This is a genomic window from Anaeromassilibacillus sp. An250 (genome assembly GCF_002159845.1).
In the GTDB taxonomy this organism is placed as follows: Bacteria; Bacillota; Clostridia; order Oscillospirales; family Acutalibacteraceae; genus Anaeromassilibacillus; species Anaeromassilibacillus stercoravium.
On record NZ_NFJK01000006.1, the window covers coordinates 103132 to 120983 of the forward strand.

General features: G+C 51.5%; 16 protein-coding genes. 1 reads left to right on the plus strand and 15 read right to left on the minus strand.

Annotation, left to right across the window (positions count from 1 at the left end; genetic code table 11):
• Positions 1 to 152: 152 nt before the first annotated feature.
• The 5 genes from B5F54_RS07260 to B5F54_RS07285 form a co-directional block, all read right to left on the minus strand.
• Positions 153 to 1535, minus strand: coding sequence for a sodium-dependent transporter (locus B5F54_RS07260; protein WP_087232483.1), 1383 nt, complete (start codon positions 1533 to 1535; stop codon positions 153 to 155).
• Positions 1536 to 1943: 408 nt separating this feature from the next.
• The gene (locus B5F54_RS07270; RefSeq protein WP_087232489.1) at positions 1944 to 2396 is read right to left on the minus strand and encodes a GNAT family N-acetyltransferase; all 453 of its coding nucleotides are present in this window, start codon (positions 2394 to 2396) and stop codon (positions 1944 to 1946) included.
• 323 nt (positions 2397 to 2719) lie between these two features.
• Positions 2720 to 3397, minus strand: a complete 678-nt coding sequence (locus B5F54_RS07275) for a fructose-6-phosphate aldolase (RefSeq protein ID WP_087232492.1) — start codon at positions 3395 to 3397, stop codon at positions 2720 to 2722.
• Between the two features lie 33 nt (positions 3398 to 3430).
• A complete protein-coding gene (locus B5F54_RS07280) occupies positions 3431 to 5833 on the minus strand; it encodes a glycyl radical protein (protein ID WP_087232495.1) in 2403 nt (800 codons plus the stop codon).
• A gap of 41 nt (positions 5834 to 5874) precedes the next feature.
• Entirely contained in the window at positions 5875 to 6843 is a 969-nt protein-coding gene (locus tag B5F54_RS07285) for an ROK family protein (protein ID WP_172749622.1), read from the minus strand.
• Positions 6844 to 7034: 191 nt separating this feature from the next.
• On the opposite strand from B5F54_RS07285, the gene B5F54_RS07290 reads away from it, so the two are divergent.
• Entirely contained in the window at positions 7035 to 7940 is a 906-nt protein-coding gene (locus B5F54_RS07290) for a glycyl-radical enzyme activating protein (RefSeq protein WP_087232501.1), read from the plus strand.
• A gap of 116 nt (positions 7941 to 8056) precedes the next feature.
• Here the strand turns inward: B5F54_RS07290 and B5F54_RS07295 are convergent, their stop codons facing one another.
• The 10 genes from B5F54_RS07295 to B5F54_RS07340 form a co-directional block, all read right to left on the minus strand.
• On the minus strand, positions 8057 to 8815 hold the full coding sequence (locus tag B5F54_RS07295; protein ID WP_087232505.1) for a DeoR/GlpR family DNA-binding transcription regulator: 759 nt from the start codon (positions 8813 to 8815) through the stop codon (positions 8057 to 8059).
• Between the two features lie 277 nt (positions 8816 to 9092).
• Positions 9093 to 10085, minus strand: a complete 993-nt coding sequence (locus B5F54_RS07300; protein WP_087232508.1) for a PepSY domain-containing protein — start codon at positions 10083 to 10085, stop codon at positions 9093 to 9095.
• A gap of 110 nt (positions 10086 to 10195) precedes the next feature.
• A complete protein-coding gene (locus tag B5F54_RS07305; protein ID WP_087232511.1) occupies positions 10196 to 11545 on the minus strand; it encodes a sensor histidine kinase in 1350 nt (449 codons plus the stop codon).
• Positions 11542 to 12216 carry a response regulator transcription factor gene (locus B5F54_RS07310; protein WP_087232514.1) on the minus strand — a complete coding sequence of 225 codons (675 nt, stop codon included), beginning with the start codon at positions 12214 to 12216 and terminating at the stop codon, positions 11542 to 11544. The genes B5F54_RS07305 and B5F54_RS07310 overlap by 4 nt, the downstream gene beginning before the upstream one ends.
• 247 nt (positions 12217 to 12463) lie before the next feature.
• Positions 12464 to 13021 carry a 4Fe-4S dicluster domain-containing protein gene (locus B5F54_RS07315; protein ID WP_087232517.1) on the minus strand — a complete coding sequence of 186 codons (558 nt, stop codon included), beginning with the start codon at positions 13019 to 13021 and terminating at the stop codon, positions 12464 to 12466.
• 6 nt (positions 13022 to 13027) lie between these two features.
• Complete coding sequence (locus tag B5F54_RS07320; RefSeq protein ID WP_087232521.1) at positions 13028 to 14107, minus strand: hydrogenase large subunit; 1080 nt, start codon at positions 14105 to 14107, stop codon at positions 13028 to 13030.
• Positions 14108 to 14113: 6 nt separating this feature from the next.
• A complete protein-coding gene (locus B5F54_RS07325; RefSeq protein WP_087232524.1) occupies positions 14114 to 14461 on the minus strand; it encodes an NADH-quinone oxidoreductase subunit C in 348 nt (115 codons plus the stop codon).
• 12 nt (positions 14462 to 14473) lie between these two features.
• On the minus strand, positions 14474 to 14923 hold the full coding sequence (locus B5F54_RS07330) for an NADH-quinone oxidoreductase subunit B family protein (RefSeq protein ID WP_087232526.1): 450 nt from the start codon (positions 14921 to 14923) through the stop codon (positions 14474 to 14476).
• Between the two features lie 12 nt (positions 14924 to 14935).
• Positions 14936 to 15799, minus strand: coding sequence for a respiratory chain complex I subunit 1 family protein (locus B5F54_RS07335; protein ID WP_087232529.1), 864 nt, complete (start codon positions 15797 to 15799; stop codon positions 14936 to 14938).
• On the minus strand, positions 15796 to 17688 hold the full coding sequence (locus B5F54_RS07340; protein WP_237966699.1) for an NADH-quinone oxidoreductase subunit 5 family protein: 1893 nt from the start codon (positions 17686 to 17688) through the stop codon (positions 15796 to 15798). Before B5F54_RS07340 ends, B5F54_RS07335 begins: the two co-directional genes overlap by 4 nt.
• Between the last annotated feature and the right edge of the window lie 164 nt (positions 17689 to 17852).

Here is a 17852-nt window from a genome sequence, read left to right on the forward strand (position 1 = left end):
TTTGGCTCCATATGAAAATCCCTGTAAGGATATGAAAGGCCAACTGGGGTTCTCTACAGCTGTTCGTATGCATCCCTACAAACACACTTCTAAGACCCCGTTAGTAAATTCCAAAAGACTCTAACATAAAATGTTCTATTTAGCCCGATGGCTCACAGGCCCAGCCAGGTCTGAAACTTTGGCAAATACCCCATGATAAAAATAATCAAAATCAGCAGAGGCAAAACATACTTCAAATAAAGCCGCGACCATTTGGGAAATTTCAGCCCGCGGCCGGTATCCGCTTCCGCTATAAAATTCTCCCAACCCCAACCGCGTTTGCTCAGGCAGAACAACAAATAGATCAAGCTGCCAATAGGTAAAATATTGTTGGAGATAATAAAGTCCTCAATGGTCTGAATATCGCCGATGCCAGGCAGGGTTACGCTGCTCCACACATTAAAGCCCAGCGCGCAGGGCAGCGACAAAATCGCTACGGCAATCCCGTTGACGATCACCGCCTTTTTGCGCTCCCATCCCCACTTATCCATGCAAAAGCTGATGAGATTTTCAAACACTGCAATGACGGTGGATAGCGCTGCAAAGCTCATAAACAAGAAAAACAGGACTCCCCACAGACGGCTGCCCCACATCTGGTTGAATACACTCGGCAGAGTGACAAATACCAATCCCGGGCCTTCCCCAGGGTTCACGCCGAAGGCAAAGCAGGCTGGGAAAATAATCAGTCCTGCCATCAGCGCAACGAGCGTGTCCAAAACGCCGATATTTAACGCTTCGCCAAGAAGCCGCCGCTCCTTCCCGATATACGAGCCAAAAATGGCCATGGCAGAAATGCCCAAACTCAAGGTGAAGAAGGACTGTCCCATAGCGGCATACACCGCCTCGCCAAAGCTGGCCCAGCCATTTTCGAACATCTTGCCGAAATCCGGCACAAGATAAAATTTGAGGCCTTCTACCGCTCCATCCAGGGTGACGCTGCGAATACACAACACGATCATGATGAGAAACAAACAGCTCATCATGACTTTGGTGATCCGCTCCACACCCTTCTGCAAACCCAAACTGCACACCAAAAACCCCAGTACCACAGTCACCAGCATCCAGCCGACCTGTTCCACCGGATTTGCGAGCATGTTGGCGAATACCACGTCCGGCGCCGTCGTATCAAAGGCACCCTGGGCGCTTTTGATGATATAGCTAATCATCCAGCCGCCGACCGTCGTATAGAACATCATCAGAAGATAGCAGCCGCCAAATCCCAGCCAGCTATACCAATGCCACTTACTTCCCTTGGGTTCCAAAATTTCAAAGCTCTTAGCGCAACTCTTTTGGCTGGCACGCCCCACAGCAAACTCCATAACCATGACGGGCAACCCCAAAATCACAAGAAACAGCAAATACAGAATTACAAACGCCGCACCACCGTATTTCCCAGTGATATAAGGAAAACGCCACACATTTCCAAGCCCGATGGCGCATCCGGCTGAGATCAAAATAAAGCCCAAGCGGGATGCAAATTTTTCTCTTTGTTGCATAAAAATCCTCCTCATTCCAGCTGTTTTGGGCCCCTCCGCCCTCCGCACGCTTTCTATGCTATTATTCTACCAGAACGGAATGGACAGAACAAGTTTTTCAATAACAAAAGGAAAACAAGCCTCGAGCAATATCGGGGGCTCGTAAGAAAATAATATCGCATTTTTGCAGGAACGGCATGGCTTCGGTCATGCCGTTTCCTCTTTCATCAGCTCATCTGCCGGTACAGAGCCTAAAAGCGTATGAGCCCCTTCTTGAAAATAGAGATAAAAAAGGCCGCAGGCTTTTTGCACAATGCAACCAGCGGAATGAAGCTCCGCAGGACGGACGATACTCCCGGCAGGATCGTATAGAAGTGCGCCCTTTCGTCCCTAACCCTAAAGGATTTTCGGCTGTCAAACAAGAGAAATTTATCTATGGACATACATTCTTGTCATATTAGGTTCGCCATCTCCTTGAACCATACACAAGAATTCCCATCCATATTTTTCATAAAAACCAATATGGTCAGTAATAAGATAGATTGGAGATATTCCTTTGGATTTCATATCATTCACAACCATATTTAGCAAGTTTCCAGCAATTCCCTGGCCGCGATATCCTTCCTCTGTAAAAACAGCACATACATTCGGCGTAAGGTCTTTTCTGTCATGAAAATCATTTTCGATAACGCCCATTCCGCCGATAATTTGATTGCCGGACAAGCAAAGATACCAACCATATTCTGTCTCATTGCACAAATAAGCATCCATACATTCCAGATACGCTTCCGTTGGCACACCCCACTTACTGTGAAACCACTCTGCTGCCAAATCCTTTATTTCGCTTTTCTCCCTCAATGAAATATATTCATATTTTGTCATGGTTTCGGTTCTCCTCTGTCAAAACCTGATTTGCCCCATCCTATCGCCACGCAAAGTATAGCAGAAACGTGTGAAAGAATCCTCCGGATAAACCAGGCCGCCCGGACATTTTGCCCGGGCGGCTTCGCTTTCAATCGTATATCATTTCATGCTTCACAATCTTCTCCGCCCTATGCGGATGGAGCTCACGGAGCGTACCCACGAGAGATGATCAGCGGTTTTCATGGCCTCCGTCACGCTGCTTCCCCTTGACCGCCCCCAGCACAATGCTGTCTTGCAGACACCCGCCTAAGTGCCCGGGGCTTGCTTTTGTTATCAAGCTTTTACAGATCTGTGATGGAGACATCGCCATGGATGTTTACCCAATCCGCGTGAAAATCATCCACAGCCTTTTTGATCGCTGCCATGCCAAATGCATCATGCAGGAGTGCTGGCTGCAACGTAGCTGTGTGGGCGCCTGCCAGCAGGGCATTCGTCACCTGAGCGATGTTTTTAAAGCTGGCAGCCAAAATCTTTGTATTCGAATCGTCCTCGTCGATCATCTGGCGGAATGCCGCAATGGTATCGCACGAGTCGATATCGTGGTTTTCCATGCGGTTGTAATACGGGGCAATGAAGTCCGCGCCACATGCAATCGCCATAAAGCCCTGAATCTTGCTGTAAATGGCCGTGGCTGTCACATGTACCCCCTCGGCTTTCAAGGCGCGCATCGCCTTGAGTCCCTCTTCCGTCGTGGGGATTTTGATATAGACGGCATCGTCCACATTTTTCAAAATTGCATGGGCCTCTTTGAGCATCCCCTCGCAGTCCTCTGCGATCACCTGCATATGCAGCGTCTTATCCGGCCCAATGATCTGACGGATCTTGCGCATATGCTCGAACAGGTCGATTTTCCCCTCCGCTTTCAAAATGCTCGGATTGCTGGTTACGCCGGTAATAGGAAAGCATGCGCTATATGTCTGAATCGCTTCCAAGTTGGCGCTGTCAAATAAAAACTCCATGACACTTCGTCCCTTTCTTGATGTTCTCTGCTCTTAAATCACTTGCTCCGTGCGTTCGATGATGTCGTCCTGGGTCTGGCGGGAGAGCACATTGAAGAAAGCGCTATAGCCCGCTACCCGCACAATCAAATCGCGGTGCTTTTCTGGATGCACCTGGGCATCCCGCAAAGTTTCGCGGGAGACCACATTGAACTGCACATGGAATCCATGCAGCGTATCAAAGAATACACGCAACATCGCAATCAGCTTTTGACGGTTCTCCTCTTTCTCCAGCATCTGCGGGTTTACCTTCTGATTTAGCAGCACGCCCCCGGTGATCTTGTCAGTGGGCAATTTGGAAATAGATTTAAAGACCGCGGTCGGCCCGTGTTTATCTGCCGCATGGGAGGGCGAGCATCCCTCCGCCAGAGGTTCCCCTGCTTTCCGGCCGTCCGGGGTTGCCGTGGTTCCGGCGCCCTGCGGGACGTTTGCGGAGATCGAAGAGGTCCCTGCATAGTATACACCTCCGATGGGTCCACGTCCATAGCGGGTGTTGTGATAATGGGACAATTCGTCGATATAGATGTCATAAGAAGCGCGGGTAAGCGAATCCACATAGTCGTCGTCGTTGCCGTATTTCGGGGCCGCGATCAGCAGCTTGCGGATGCGTTCGCCCTCTTCCCCTTCGAAATTGTTCATCAGGGCGTCCCAGAGCTGGGCTGGGGTCATCGAATGGTCTTCGAACACACATTTCTTAATCGCAGCCATGGAGTCTCCCTGGTTGGCGATTCCGACCTGCAAATCGCTGATGAAATCATAGACCGCGCCGCCTTCTTTGAGGTTCAAACCGCGCTCGATGCAATCGTCGCACAATGCGGAGCACAGGATGTCCGCCGTATCCTTCTCCAGGACCGTGTCGCAGCAATTGTCGATGATAACGCACTGACGGGTAAACTCGCGGATGATCTTATCCCAAGCCGCCATGACCTGGTCAAAAGAGGTCATATCCTTGAAGTGTCCCACACCCTCGCAGACCTTGATGCCGGACTCGATATCGACTCCGTCGTTCAGCGCGATCATCAGGGACTTCGGGAAGTTCAAAAAGCTCATCCCGGTGCAGCGGTATCCCCACTTCCCGGGGACAGCCACTTCGACGCAGCCGATGGCACTGTAGTCGTATGCATCCTCCGGCTTGACGCCCTTTTCGATGAAGGAGGGAATGATGATCTCATCGTTGTTAAACGCCGGCATACCAAATCCCAAGCGCATGACTTCGATGGCCTCGCGCATAAAGTCATCCGGCAAATTCTTATGATAGCGCACCGTCAGGTTTGGCTGAGTGAGGCGCGTCTGTGCGACGCTGCGCAGGATCAGGAAGCTCATCGGATTGACCGCGTCCTTCCCATCCGGCGTCTGGCCGCCCACGGTGACGTTTTGATAGAGCGGGCTACCCGCAGAAAAGCGGGTGTGGCTCCAGGAACGGATCTTATTGATCGTATAGGTTTTCAGCCAAAGATTGGTCAAAAGCTCGCAAGCGGCCTCCTCTGTGATGCGGCCTTCCCGCAGATCTTTTCCGTAGTACGGGTCCAGGTACTGATCCATCCGGCCATAGGAAAGCGAGTGGCCGTTGCTCTCAATTTGCAGGCAGAGATGCACCAGCCACAAAGCCTGCACCGCCTCATAGAAGGTGTCCGCCGGCTCATAGGGGACCTTATTGAGCACACGGCTCATCTCCAAAAGCTCCGCCTTACGGCCCTCGTCTGTCTCCTCCTGGGCCATCTTGAAGGCCAGGTTCGCATAGCGTTTGGCAAATGCCACCGTAGCGTCGATCACAATCAGCACCGCGCGGTAAAAATACGACTTATGCAGGTTTTCCGCCTCCGTCAGATCGAGCTCCTGGAGCTTCTGCTCCGCACGGGCGCGGTATTCCTTCAAGCCGGTTTGCAGCATCCGGCGGTAATTGACCGCTACATGCGCGTCGCCCGAGGTGATATTCCCTTCCGCCTTGATGATACCCAAATCATAGAAGACCTTGGTCGCTGCCGGCATTGCCGCCAAGCCGCGGTCCTTGGTCGTATTGTGCTCCCAGAAGGGGGCAATGTCGCGCAGCACCTGCTTATTTTCCTCGGTGATATAGAAGCGGTCGCCGTCCCGCTTGTCAAATTGGTCCAGTTCTTCGATCACCCAATCCATCGCATATTCCGGGAAGATCGGGGCTGCACGGTTGCTGGACGCCTGGTTCCCAGCCAGAAGCGTCTGCGGCTCGATGAAGATGCTCATCCCAGCCAGAACGTTGCGGTACATCAACGCGCGGCGAATCGCCAACGGCTGATCCATATTCTCACGGTAGGTCTGTGTGGTGATCTTCGCACGCTCCACGCAAACCATCGGTTTGGCATTCAAAAGTTCCTCGCGAAAATCGTGCATCCGAGGGGTCAATTCTCCAAAATGGCTCATAAGAAGTCCTCCTAACGATAAATCATCTATTTGATGAACAATCAAACGCAATTGGTTTCAGATACCAGCAGTTCCGCTGCGCCGATGATGCCGAAGTCCTCCCCCAGCTCGGCAAATCTGAAATACACGGGCAGATCGTTGCCGTTGTATTGATCGAACAGCTCCCGTATGCGTGGGAATAGCCGGTCCCCAAAGTGGACCAGGCCGCCTCCAAAAACAAAACAGTTGATGTTCAGCACCTGATACAGATTATATAGCCAGACAGCCAGGTATTGGGCCATCTGTTCAACCGCCCATTTTGCCATCGGGTCGCCTTGATCGAACGCCTGCTGGATATGTACCGCGGTGATCTGTTCCGGGCTGCCGGCCAATTCCGTCATCCGCGTTTTCTCCCCCGCTGCAATCTTTTGACGGATGTGCTTCACAATCATGGATCCGGAACAATACGACATAAAACAGCCCTTATTCCCGCATCCACATTCGATCCCCTGCCCAGGGGTAATCAGCATATGGCCGGTTTCCCCGGCCCATCCATACCGGCCGCGGAAGAGCTGGTTGCGGATGATAATCCCGCTGGCGATCCCGGTGCTGACGGCGCAATAGACCATGTGTTGAAAGCCGCGCCCCGCCCCCTTTTTATGCTCCGCCAAAGCAGCGACATGGGTATCGTTGTCCAAGAGCACGCGCATACCGCCGAGCTTCTTCATCAGATATGCCCGTGCTGGGAAATCGTGGATTTTCGTCAAATTGGTGGTCTTCAGGATCTTACCCTCTTCAAATAGGATAAAGGACGGCATGCCGATCCCGATCCCGCGCATCTGGTCCGCAGACAAATGATGCTCTCGCATCATATCCTGAATGCTCTCCGCCAGCGCGTCAAAAAAAGGCTCCGCTTCTAGGGAGGGGTCCGACGGAACTTTCTTTTTAGCAATCAAATTTTGGTTGCCATCGAATAAACCGTACGCAATTTTGGTTCCGCCGACATCCACGCCAATGGTGTACTGTCCCACTTTAGACGCTCCTTTCCGCCGCCCAACCCTCGGGCGGCAAATCCGTTTTTCTGATACTTTTATTATAACGGATAATCTTCAAATGTCAATACAATATTTACATTCGTAAGTGTTTTTGATTCATACATTCCCATTTTGCTTTACAATTTCACTCGCGTTTGTTATAATCAAGTCGTAAAGGAGGAGCCAATATGGAAAGCAAAGGCTGTGTTTTTAATATTCAAAAGTTTAGCACCAACGACGGACCCGGAATCCGCACGACGGTATTCCTGAAGGGTTGCCCACTGCACTGCGGTTGGTGCTCCAACCCGGAGTCGCAGGCGCAAAAACCGCAGATCTTATGGGATCTATCCAAATGTGTGCGCTGCCAGCAATGCGTCCAAACATGCCCGCAGCATGCCGTCCAGTTCGATGTGGAATCCGGAAGCATCCGTTTTGATTTCAAAACCTGTGTGGGATGCGGCGCCTGCGTTGCACAGTGCCCACAGGAAGCCTTGACCCTGGAAGGGGAATGGAAAGACGTGGAAGACGTTGTCGCCGTCTGCCTGCAGGACCGTATTTTTTATGAGGGTTCCGGCGGCGGTGTGACCCTATCCGGTGGGGAACCGATGATGCAGCCCGACTTTGCCGCCGCTTTGCTCTCCCGGCTGAAGCAGGAGGGTATCGCCACCGCGATTGAGACGACTGGATATGCGCCGTCCGCTGTGTTCAACCGGCTGCTTCCGGACATCGACCTCTTTTTATTTGACTGCAAGCATTACGACCGGCAAAAACATTATGAAGCGACCGGCGTGTATAACGATCCAATCCTGCAAAATTTGAAGACAGCCCTCCAATCGGGCAAAGAGGTGATTGTCCGCATCCCGGTGATCCCGGGGGTCAACAACCAGCTGGACGACGCACAGGGGTTCTGCGAACTTTTTAAGACCCTTGGCGTTAAGCGGATCAACCTCCTCCCCTTCCATCAATTTGGGGAACGGAAATACGATTTTTTGAACCGGGTCTATTCCCTTCATGGCATTCCGGCACTTCACGAAGCCGACTTGGAGGCGTTCCGTGCGGTTTTCCTCAAAAACGGCTTTGACTGCTTTTTCTAAACCGCTCGTTTTCCTAATTACATATGAAAAATTAAATATAAAAGAAAATCCTCCCTATACGGCATTTACATGTCATATAGGGAGGATTTTACTTGCTCTTCTTTTCCCTTTTGCACTTATTCCTCACCCGGTACCTTTCTCACGTCAACCCCCTGGTTCATGAGAAACACCTCTGTCTCCAAGGGAATCGCATCGTCCGTCTGCACGATGGAAACCTGTTTGGTCGGGAGAAGGGTGACCACACCCTGCCTAGAAAATTTGCTCGATTCCGTCAAAACGATCACCTGGTCCGCCTGGCCAGCCATATCGCGCACGGTCTCTGCACGGAGCAGGTCATTGCCGGTGAAACCGTTCTCCTTTCGGAAACCGTCGGCGCCAATAAAAAGCTTATTGACAAAAAAGTTCTGTGCGCACTGCCGGGCCACCGGTCCCACCATCACCTGGGATTCATTTTGGTAATCGCCGCCCAAAAGAATGATTTTAGCCGTTGGCAGACGCCGGACATAGCCGGCGATAAATGCGGAATTCGTCACAATGGTCACGTCGCGTTTATGGGTACAAAGCTCATCGGCGAGAAGCGCACAGCAGGAGCCAGATTCGATCATCACCGTCTCCCCATCCCGGACGAGACTTGCCGCAGCTTGGGCAATCCGGCGTTTCAAATCGTAATGATAGGCAAGGCGGTTATTGATGTCGTCGTTGGAGCAGAGAACGGCATAGCCGTGCTCGCGTTTAATCAACCCTTTTTGTTCCAATTGATCCAAATCCTTGCGGGTTGTCACTTGGGACACATGCAAAAGCTGCGCCAGCTTTGCTACTTCAATCCGATTGTGCTCTGTTACAATTTCTAAAATTTTTGTCTGACGGGTTGTCATGTGCCTCATCCTTTCTGAAAGAAATTTTAGCACATTTTCATTACGAATACCAGATAAATCTTTTCATATGCAAGTAAATTTGCCTTCTTTGTGAAATTCGCCTGCAAAATACTCTCTTACAATGCCATTTCCTTGCGCTGAATGAAACAAGCTACTACCTTTCATAGTAAGTCCTCATATAGATATGGAAACGCTTTTATCATAAAACAAACCAGGCACCGCCCCAAGGGGGATGCCTGGTTACATTTTCCAATATCAATTGATCGGACTTCAAAAATCAATCCACATCTTTTTCGTAGTTGAGAATGTCGCCTGTATTCGCATCGATTTCATAGGAATATTCCGTTCTTCCGACATCCCATTCCACCTCATAAAGGAGACGCCCGTCGTCGCGGTCCTGCTCCACTTTCAAGCGCTGCACATCGCTTTCCGCAACGCCCGCATGCTTCAAAGCAATTTGCTTTGCTTCATCGGCCGTCAACGCCGCATCCCCAGCTTCCGTGCCGCTGGGAGCCGTGTAATACTCGGCGTCGTGGTCATACGACAGAATCTCTCCGGAAACTGCATCAATGTCATAATCGTATTCCGTGTTGTCCTGATAGAACTCCACCTCATACTTCCATCTGCCGTCGTCCCTCTCCAGATGTGTGCGGACAAATTTGACGCTGTCTTTGCTGACGCCCGCATGATCCAAAGCGGCCTTTTGCGCTGCTTCCTCTCCAATATAGGTGCCGGAAGCCGTTTGGGTGTCTGCCGCAGCCGATGTACTGCTCTTTGCCGAAGAATCGCCACTGGCGTCTTTCTTGGGAGCCGTTTCACCCGTCGCCGCTGGAGCCTGCGAACTTGCCGTCTCCTGATTAGTCTGTGCGGACGGGGCCCAATCCTCTATATCCCGATCCATGGAGAGAATTTCCCCGGTCGTCGCATCGATATCGTAATCGTACTCTTCGTTTCCAACAAGGAACTCAATATCGTACTGCGCGCGATTGTCGTCGTAGTCCAAACGCGCCTTGCGGAACTGCACTTCCTCTTCTGCAAGTCCGGCATTTTTGAGGGCGATTTCCTTTGCTTCCTGTTCCGTGATGTAGTCGCTCGATGCGCTTCCTGCCATGCCGGCGGAAAGATTGCTGGAAGGAGAGCCCACGGGAGCTACGCCTGCGCCGGAAGAAGCTCCAGCAGCTGGGTCCGTCGCGTTGGAACCGCAGCCCGTAAACAATACTGCACTAAGAATCAAAGCGGAAGCCGCTAACCATATATGTTTCCGATTCATACATCATACATCCTTTCCAAAAGCGTATTGGTTTGTTTCAGTGACTTCAGTATACCCACGAAAGATTAAAGTCACATTAAACGATGCATGAATTTTAACATTTTTATAATTTAAGGGCACGGAAACGAAAAGGTAAACGCCGTCCCCTGTCCAAGCGTACTTTCCACATAGATTTCCCCGCCATGCGCTTCCACAATCCATTTCACCATGGACAGTCCCAGTCCCGCGCCGCTGGCGCTTCGCGCGGGGTCCGCCTGCCAAAAGCGCTCCCAAACGCGTTCCAGATTCTCTGGGGCGATTCCAATCCCGTTGTCTTGGACACAGCCCTGGATGGTTCCATCCTTTTGCGTCAGCTGTACGTTCAGCCAACCGTTCTCCCGGCCATATTTAATGCCATTTTCAATTAAATTGATCCACATGCGCATCAGCATCGTCTCATCTCCCAGCATCTCAATGTCCGGTTGGATGTTTGTCTCGATGCGAATCCCACGCTTTTCGGCGTTCTCCTGCTGTTGTTCCGCCACCATGCTCGCCAAATCGCTGAGATTGACCGTTTCAAAATGCAATTTCTCATGGCCCTTATCTGCACGGGCAAGCATCAAAAGCTGGGAAATCAGCGCGGCCATCTTTTCCGCCTGGTTGAGGACCGCCGCAAGCGCTTCCTTCGCCTCATCCAGTGTTTGGGCATTCTCAATCGCATATTCGCACTGGGAAATGATCACCGTGGTCGGCGTGCGCAGCTCATGGGAGGCGTCGGACGTAAATTGTTTTTCGGTTTCAAACGCTTTTTCCAGGCGGGCAAACATCCTGTCAAATTCCGCGGCTAACGTATAGATCTCATCCCGCCCTTCTCCAAGCGCGATGCGGCGGGACAGGTCGTCCCCCTCCCCAATTTCTTTCGCCGTCTGGATAATCCTCCGGACCGGGCGGAATGCGCGGCGTGTAATGAGATAACCGCCAACCGCTGCAAATAGCACAAAAAATGGCAGAATGATCCATGCGAAGCGAAAGAGGGTCGATATGGTCGAATCGATTTGGTCGGCCTCCGCTACGCTGCGAATCCACACTGTTCCGTATCCATACACCTGTTTCTGCTCGTCATATACATACCAGCTCTTCTCTCCGGAGGGAATGGTGCGCAGGTCATTCGGAGCGAAAACCGCTGAATTGTCAAAGTCCCTGGGCACGGCTCCGTACAGCGGCACGCCGCCCCCGTCGTAAACCGAAAGATAAATGCCGTCCTTGAAGTATTCTAAATCGTCGTCGATCTCGATGGCCCCATCGTCGGAACCGATCTCATGCCATGCGGCGGCCACCATATCCATCATCTGGCTTTTCGTCCCCTCCAATGCCGACTGCGCGCCCAAAGAGAACAAAAACGCCAGCACAATACTGACCAGCAGCACCATGAGCAAAGTAAACCATAGAGTTACTTTTAATTGAATCGATAAACGCCTCATGTTTCCTCCCGCAGCACATAGCCCACCCCACGGACCGTATGGATCAATTTCGGTTCAAATCCGTCATCCAGCTTTTTGCGCAGATAGCGGATATAGACGTCCACCACATTCGATCCACCCTCGTAATCATAATTCCAGATGTGATGGCTGATCTTTTCCCGGGAAAGGACCACGCCGCTGTTCCGGATCATATATTCCAAAATCGCAAATTCTTTGCTGGAAAGCGATACCGCCTTCCCGCCCCGTTTGACCGTGCGCGCTGTACAATCCACGGTCAAGTCCGCCACGGTGAATACGTCACTGGTGCTGTCCGATGTGCGCCGGATCATCACCCGGAGCCTGGCAAGCAGCTCGTCAAAGGCAAAGGGCTTCACCAGATAATCGTCCGCACCAGCATCCAAACCCGTAACCCGGTCTTCAATCCGGTCCCTCGCCGTCAACAGGAGCACCGGCGTCTTACTTCCCTTCCCGCGGAGTTCTCGCAGCACCTCCAGCCCATTGATTCCAGGCAACATAATATCCAAAACGATGGCATCGTATTCCGCGCAGCACAGATAGTCCAGCGCGTCCGTCCCATTCAAGCAGCTATCCACGCTGTAATGGGCTGCCTGCAATTGTTTTACAAGCAAGTGGTTGAGCTCCGGTTCATCTTCTACGACTAACAGCCTCATATTAACTCCCTCCATTGTACCTTTATTATGATGCATATGCTTCCGCCAATCAAGGGTCAATTGAATAATATCAGGGAAAATCATCTGCCTACGGATAACCGGCTTCCTTTGCAGCACATGAATATCCGGCAGATAACCGCAAAAAATAGGGGCCCAGCCGCATCTTGAAAACACGGCCAAGCCCCTATTCTATTTTCAGCCTTTTCCAAACCGGAATCCTATCAAATGATTGCCCCGGTTTTATTTCCTATTTTAACGTCAAACACTTTTTGGGACAGGACGCCGCACAAATACCGCATCCCACACATTTTTCCGCATCGAGCGCCCAGCTTTTCGCCGCGCGATCCACCGTAATGGCGTCTTGCGGGCATTTCTTGGCACACAAGGTGCAATATACGCATTTCGACGCATCGTTGACCGGCTTTCCGCCCGCCTGCTGCGTCTCCTGCTCCGGCGGCGCCGGACGGGTGAATGTCTCGCTCGCCTTCTGTGCACCGGGCTCGGTATAGCCGGGCACTATAAACAAGCATTTCTTCGGGCATACATTGGTACAGTTTCCACATTGCACACAATCGAAGCGATTGATCGTCCAGGTCCGCGCAGCCCGATCCACCTTCAAAGCCCCCGGCGGACAAGAACGTGCGCACAGGTCGCAGCTGATGCAGTCCTCAATTTTAATTTGCACATGGCCGCGCATCCGTTCCGGATACTTCGCCGGTTCGAATGGATAGCCCGTTGTCGCAGGTTTAGAAAATAAATTTTTCAGCGCCGTATGCGCAAATGGGAAAACTCTCCACTCCGCCATTCTCTCTCACCTCTCCGTACAGCTGATGCAGGGGTCAATGGTCAAAATCAGAAGCGGCACATCCGCCAGCTGACACCCTTTCATCAACTCCAACATGGGCGGGATATTGCTGGTCGTGGGTGTGCGCAGGCGGAACCGGTCGAGGAATTTCGTCCCATTGGCTTTCACATAATAAATCGCTTCGCCGCGGGGCTGTTCAATCCGCATAAAATACTCGCCATTGGGGTTGCCTTTGACCGGCACACGGATCGGGCCCTCCGGAATTTTTGAAATTGCCTGCCGGATCAAGGCAAAGGACTGATAAATCTCCTGGATACGCACTTCACACCGCGCATAGGAATCCCCATCGGAAGCGGTGACCGGCTCAAATTCCAGCTCATTATAGGCCGCATAGCCCAGCTTACGCGCATCGTAAGCGATGCCGCAGGAACGAAGCATTGGCCCTACCGCACCGGCAAGGATTGCCTGCTCCGGTTTTAAGACGCCCAGGCCACGCAAGCGGACTCCCACTGTGTAATCCCGCAGAAAGGCCTCCGCGATGGGCCGCAGCTCTTTCTCCATCTCATCAATTGTATCCGAAATGGCTTTTAGCATCCCGCTATCCATGTCCTTGAGAACGCCGCCGATGCAGTTTACCGAAAAGATGACACGCCCACCGGTAGTAAGATCAAACATATCGAGGATCTTTTCCCGCAATCTCCAGGACTCCATAAACAGGCTTTCAAACCCCATGGCATCCGCCAGCAAACCCAACCAAAGGAGATGGCTGTGTACACGGCTCATTTCCATCCAGATCGTGCGCAGGTAATTGGCCCGGCGGGGCGGCTCCACGCCCATGATGTGTTCCACGCTCTGGCAATATCCCATGCCGTGGCCAAAACTACAGATCCCGCAGACGCGTTCCGCTATGTAAACATATTCCTTAAAATCTTTGATCTCCACTAGTTTCTCTAAGCCGCGGTGTACAAAGCCAATACTTGGTACCGCCTCTACGACCGTCTCATCTTCCAGGACGAGATCCAAATGTACAGGCTCCGGCAAAACAGGATGCTGAGGTCCAAAGGGAACGATACTTCTTTTTGCCATAGTCCCTCACCCCTTTTCTTTAAATGGCGTGTCCCGGGCAATGCGGTACAACTTGTGATGATAATCGTTTTCCATGCTCTCAATCTTGACGCCAAACAACTCTGCCACTTCGTTTTCCTGTATAAACGCGCAGGGATAAACCTGCGTAATACTGGAAACAGGCTCGTCCTCCCCAACTGTCAAACGCAGGGTGCGCATATCAAATCCTTTTGCAAACGAGTAGCTCAATTCATATTGCTCTGGCAAGCGGCATGCGCAAATCTGTACCAGGCGCCATCCATCCATTTTGAACTGGATCACCATCGGGAGGAACTGCTCCATCGTGATCGGTTCGATCGTATTTAAATACTCCATGCCATTTTCTCCTTATGTTCCACTCTTCTTCCGCTGGCTGGCGAAGGCTTCACGTTTTTTCTGTAGCAGTTCAACCGCTTTTACAACCCCGTCAATAATGGCCTGCGGCCGTGCAGCGCATCCGGGTACATAAATATCCACCGGGATGACCGTGTCCACGCCGCCCTTAATATTGTAGCATTCTTTAAATATTCCTCCCGTGCAAGCACAGATTCCCACCGCTACAACCACCTTTGGATTCGGCATCTGGCTGTAAATCTGCTTGACAACGCTCTCGCTCTGGCTATTGATCCCCCCTGTGATGAGCAGGATATCCGCCTGGAAGGGGTCGCCGGTGTTGATAATTCCGAAGCGCTCCACGTCGTACACCGGCGTCGTGCATGCCAGCACTTCAATGTCACAGCCATTGCAGCTGCTTCCATCGTAGTGGAGCATCCAAGGAGATTTCGCAAGCTTTCCCATGGCACTGCCTCCTCACTTAATCAACATCAAAATCAAAAAGTTCAGCCCGCCTGTGAGCAAAGTGACAACCCAGCAGCTGTCCAACAAAGTTCTCCACTTCACACGGGCGCTGACGTTATCCCACAGGATCTCCAAGAAATACATAAATAGGCAGGCTACAATGGCCAGCGGCCAGCTCCACCAGTTTTGGTTGAGGAAAAACAGCGCTACAATCCCCAACATCAGAGTGATCTCATAATACTCTGCAATGTTCATAATCGCCAAAATCGGCCCCGCCATCTCGGTCGTCAAGCCCTTGACCATCTCCTGGTGGGCATGGTGGCTGGTGGAAAGATCAAACGGGGACTTGCGCAGCTTGATCGCTGTGATAAACATAAAGCCCAGCAAAAATCCCGGCATCATCAGCACAGAACTCAGCGGCATATGGATGATATCCACCACCTGGAAGGAGCCGGTTGCCAAATAAAAGCCAACCGCCAGCAACAAGGTCAACGGTTCATAGGCCATCATTTGGAGCATTTCACGGCTTGCGCCCATGGTCGCAAACGGCGAGGAATCGCTCGAAGCCGCCATGACCAGGAACATATCCGCCGTAGACAGGAGGAACAAACACATCAGGATATCCGCTCCTGCAAACAACATGGAACCCGCCACTGCCAGAAAAACCAAATAGCTCAAAATGAGCAGCAGCTGCACGCCGTTTACTGCAATCATCTGCTTGGAAAACAGCTTGGACAAATCATAGAACGGCTGAAAAAACGGCGGCCCTTTTCTTCCCTGCATCCGTGCCGTAATGATCCGGTCGAACCCATCCAACAGAGCGCCGGCAAACGGGGCCAGAAGCAAATATAAAATAACGGAAACCACTCGCATCATACCGCACCTCCAATGATCAGGCAAAGCATTACAATCAGAATACCCGAAGACAGAATCACGGAAGGACGCATTAACCGCCGCATACCAAATTCAAACCGCAGATACCAGTTTGTCAGGTACAAATGCTCCGGTTCCCCGTAGCTGTTCACAAAATAGGTATTGTCCCCCTCGTTGGCGCCGCCCATATAAATCGGCACATATTCCTTATGCGCCCACCGCGTAACTAGGAACATCGTCGCTGGAACAAAAAGGACCGATACCAACATGATGGCCATGGTGGTCAGGATGCTCATAGAAAGCACTTCATGGGAGGCTCCAAAGAGTTCTAGGATAATGGGATTTACAACGGTTGTCGCTAGCCACGGGAACAACAGGCAAAGCAGCAATACACAGCCTGCATGGATAAACATCGAAAAATACTGGTCCCTATGGGTGACATCCCGGGCCTCCTCTTTGGTGCGGTGCATGGACACAAGCTTTGTCAGCCATTTTGTCCAGTAGAACATCGTTGTCGCACTGCCGAAGGCGAGGAAAATAACCAGCAGGAAATTGCCTGCATCTACAAACGCTTTCAACGCTACCCATTTAGAGATCAACATTCCAAAAGGCGCCAAATACATTCCGGCAATGCCAATACCCATGATATAGGTCAGCTTCGGCAAGCGCAAGATCAAGCCATGCATATTCTCGATGTCTCTGGACCCCAAGCTGTTCTCCACAGACCCAACCGCCTGGAAAAGCATGGATTTGCTTACCGAATGGAAGATCATCAAGAGCACGGCCGCCCATATGGTTTCCTCCGCGCCGATGCCCGCACAGGCCACAATCAGGCCCAAATTGGACACCGTCGAAAACGCCAGCACTTTCTTGCCGTCATTCTGGGCGATGGCCATCATGCTGGCTGCGATGAAGGTAAACCCGCCGATCAAAGATACCATCTGCCCGGTCATGGTCCCGGCAAGCGCCGGAGAAAGCCGGATCAACAGGAATACACCCGCTTTAACCATGGTTGCACTATGTAAAAGCGCGCTCGACGGAGTCGGAGCGACCATCGCGCCCAGCAGCCAGGAAGAAAACGGCAGCTGCGCGGATTTTGTGAGCCCAGCCAGCGCCAACAACGCCACAGGGATCACTGCTCCTGTCTGGACAACCGCCTCCAGCTGTACGGTTCCCAGCGTCGCCGCCGCTACCGCAATGGCGATGGCGAACCCAAAGCCGCCAACGAGGTTCATCCACAGCGCGCGGAAGCTATTGTTGACCGCCTCTTCTGTCCGGGTGTAGCCGATCAAGAGGAACGAAATCACGCTGGTTACTTCCCAGAAGAAGTACATCCAGATGAGATTCTCCGAAAGTACCAAACCGAACATTGCCGCCAGGAACAAAAACAGCATGGAAAAGAAAAATCCACTGCGATCCTGAAATTCCTTGTGGTGCTGGTGATATGCCTTCATATAGCCCACAGCATAGATGCAGATAAGGCCGCCAATGAATGCGGCGATCATGCACATCAGCATGCTCAGACTGTCGATCTGCATATGGCAGGCCGGCTGCATGGGGAATCGAAACTCCGTCCAGATTCCTAAAGCAGTCTGCCCTACAGACAGTAGGATCACTGGATATTTGCGGTATTTAATGCTCAAATACACAATCAACCCAGTCAAAAAGAGTTCCCCTGCGATCATCAGGTAATTGACCCATTCGGTCTCTTGATAAAACGCCATCGCTTGTGCGCCATTTGTCAACCACATGCCCAGAAGGGCCGCAGCCAAAACCATGACGCCTCCCGCGCCAGCGTAAACAACATAACCGCGTATTCGTTCCTGCTTAATAAGAGGAACAATCGCAGCAATCAATAAAGGCCAACCGATTAAAATTGGTAAGATTCCCATAAATAATACCCCTCTATGGAAAATTCATTGAAAACCGGAATTTATTATAGTCCTATTTTTTTTAAAACACAAGAGCAGATACCGCTAATTTTCACTAACATATCCTTCCTTTCGTTGAATAGGTATGGTATTTTTTACAGTTTGGTGATACAATGGGTTCGATT

Excerpts from the sequence above, each read along its gene's own strand:
- B5F54_RS07340 (WP_237966699.1), bottom strand. The coding sequence starts at position 17,688 with ATGGGAATCTTACCAATTTTAATCGGTTGGCCTTTATTGATTGCTGCG.
- B5F54_RS07300 (WP_087232508.1), bottom strand. The coding sequence starts at position 10,085 with ATGAATCGGAAACATATATGGTTAGCGGCTTCCGCTTTGATTCTTAGT.
- B5F54_RS07310 (WP_087232514.1), bottom strand. The coding sequence starts at position 12,216 with ATGAGGCTGTTAGTCGTAGAAGATGAACCGGAGCTCAACCACTTGCTT.
- B5F54_RS07290 (WP_087232501.1), top strand. The coding sequence starts at position 7,035 with ATGGAAAGCAAAGGCTGTGTTTTTAATATTCAAAAGTTTAGCACCAAC.
- B5F54_RS07280 (WP_087232495.1), bottom strand. The coding sequence starts at position 5,833 with ATGAGCCATTTTGGAGAATTGACCCCTCGGATGCACGATTTTCGCGAG.
- B5F54_RS07270 (WP_087232489.1), bottom strand. The coding sequence starts at position 2,396 with ATGACAAAATATGAATATATTTCATTGAGGGAGAAAAGCGAAATAAAG.
- B5F54_RS07330 (WP_087232526.1), bottom strand. The coding sequence starts at position 14,923 with ATGGGAAAGCTTGCGAAATCTCCTTGGATGCTCCACTACGATGGAAGC.
- B5F54_RS07295 (WP_087232505.1), bottom strand. The coding sequence starts at position 8,815 with ATGACAACCCGTCAGACAAAAATTTTAGAAATTGTAACAGAGCACAAT.
- B5F54_RS07305 (WP_087232511.1), bottom strand. The coding sequence starts at position 11,545 with ATGAGGCGTTTATCGATTCAATTAAAAGTAACTCTATGGTTTACTTTG.
- B5F54_RS07325 (WP_087232524.1), bottom strand. The coding sequence starts at position 14,461 with ATGGAGTATTTAAATACGATCGAACCGATCACGATGGAGCAGTTCCTC.
- B5F54_RS07315 (WP_087232517.1), bottom strand. The coding sequence starts at position 13,021 with ATGGCGGAGTGGAGAGTTTTCCCATTTGCGCATACGGCGCTGAAAAAT.
- B5F54_RS07335 (WP_087232529.1), bottom strand. The coding sequence starts at position 15,799 with ATGATGCGAGTGGTTTCCGTTATTTTATATTTGCTTCTGGCCCCGTTT.
- B5F54_RS07320 (WP_087232521.1), bottom strand. The coding sequence starts at position 14,107 with ATGGCAAAAAGAAGTATCGTTCCCTTTGGACCTCAGCATCCTGTTTTG.
- B5F54_RS07275 (WP_087232492.1), bottom strand. The coding sequence starts at position 3,397 with ATGGAGTTTTTATTTGACAGCGCCAACTTGGAAGCGATTCAGACATAT.
- B5F54_RS07260 (WP_087232483.1), bottom strand. The coding sequence starts at position 1,535 with ATGCAACAAAGAGAAAAATTTGCATCCCGCTTGGGCTTTATTTTGATC.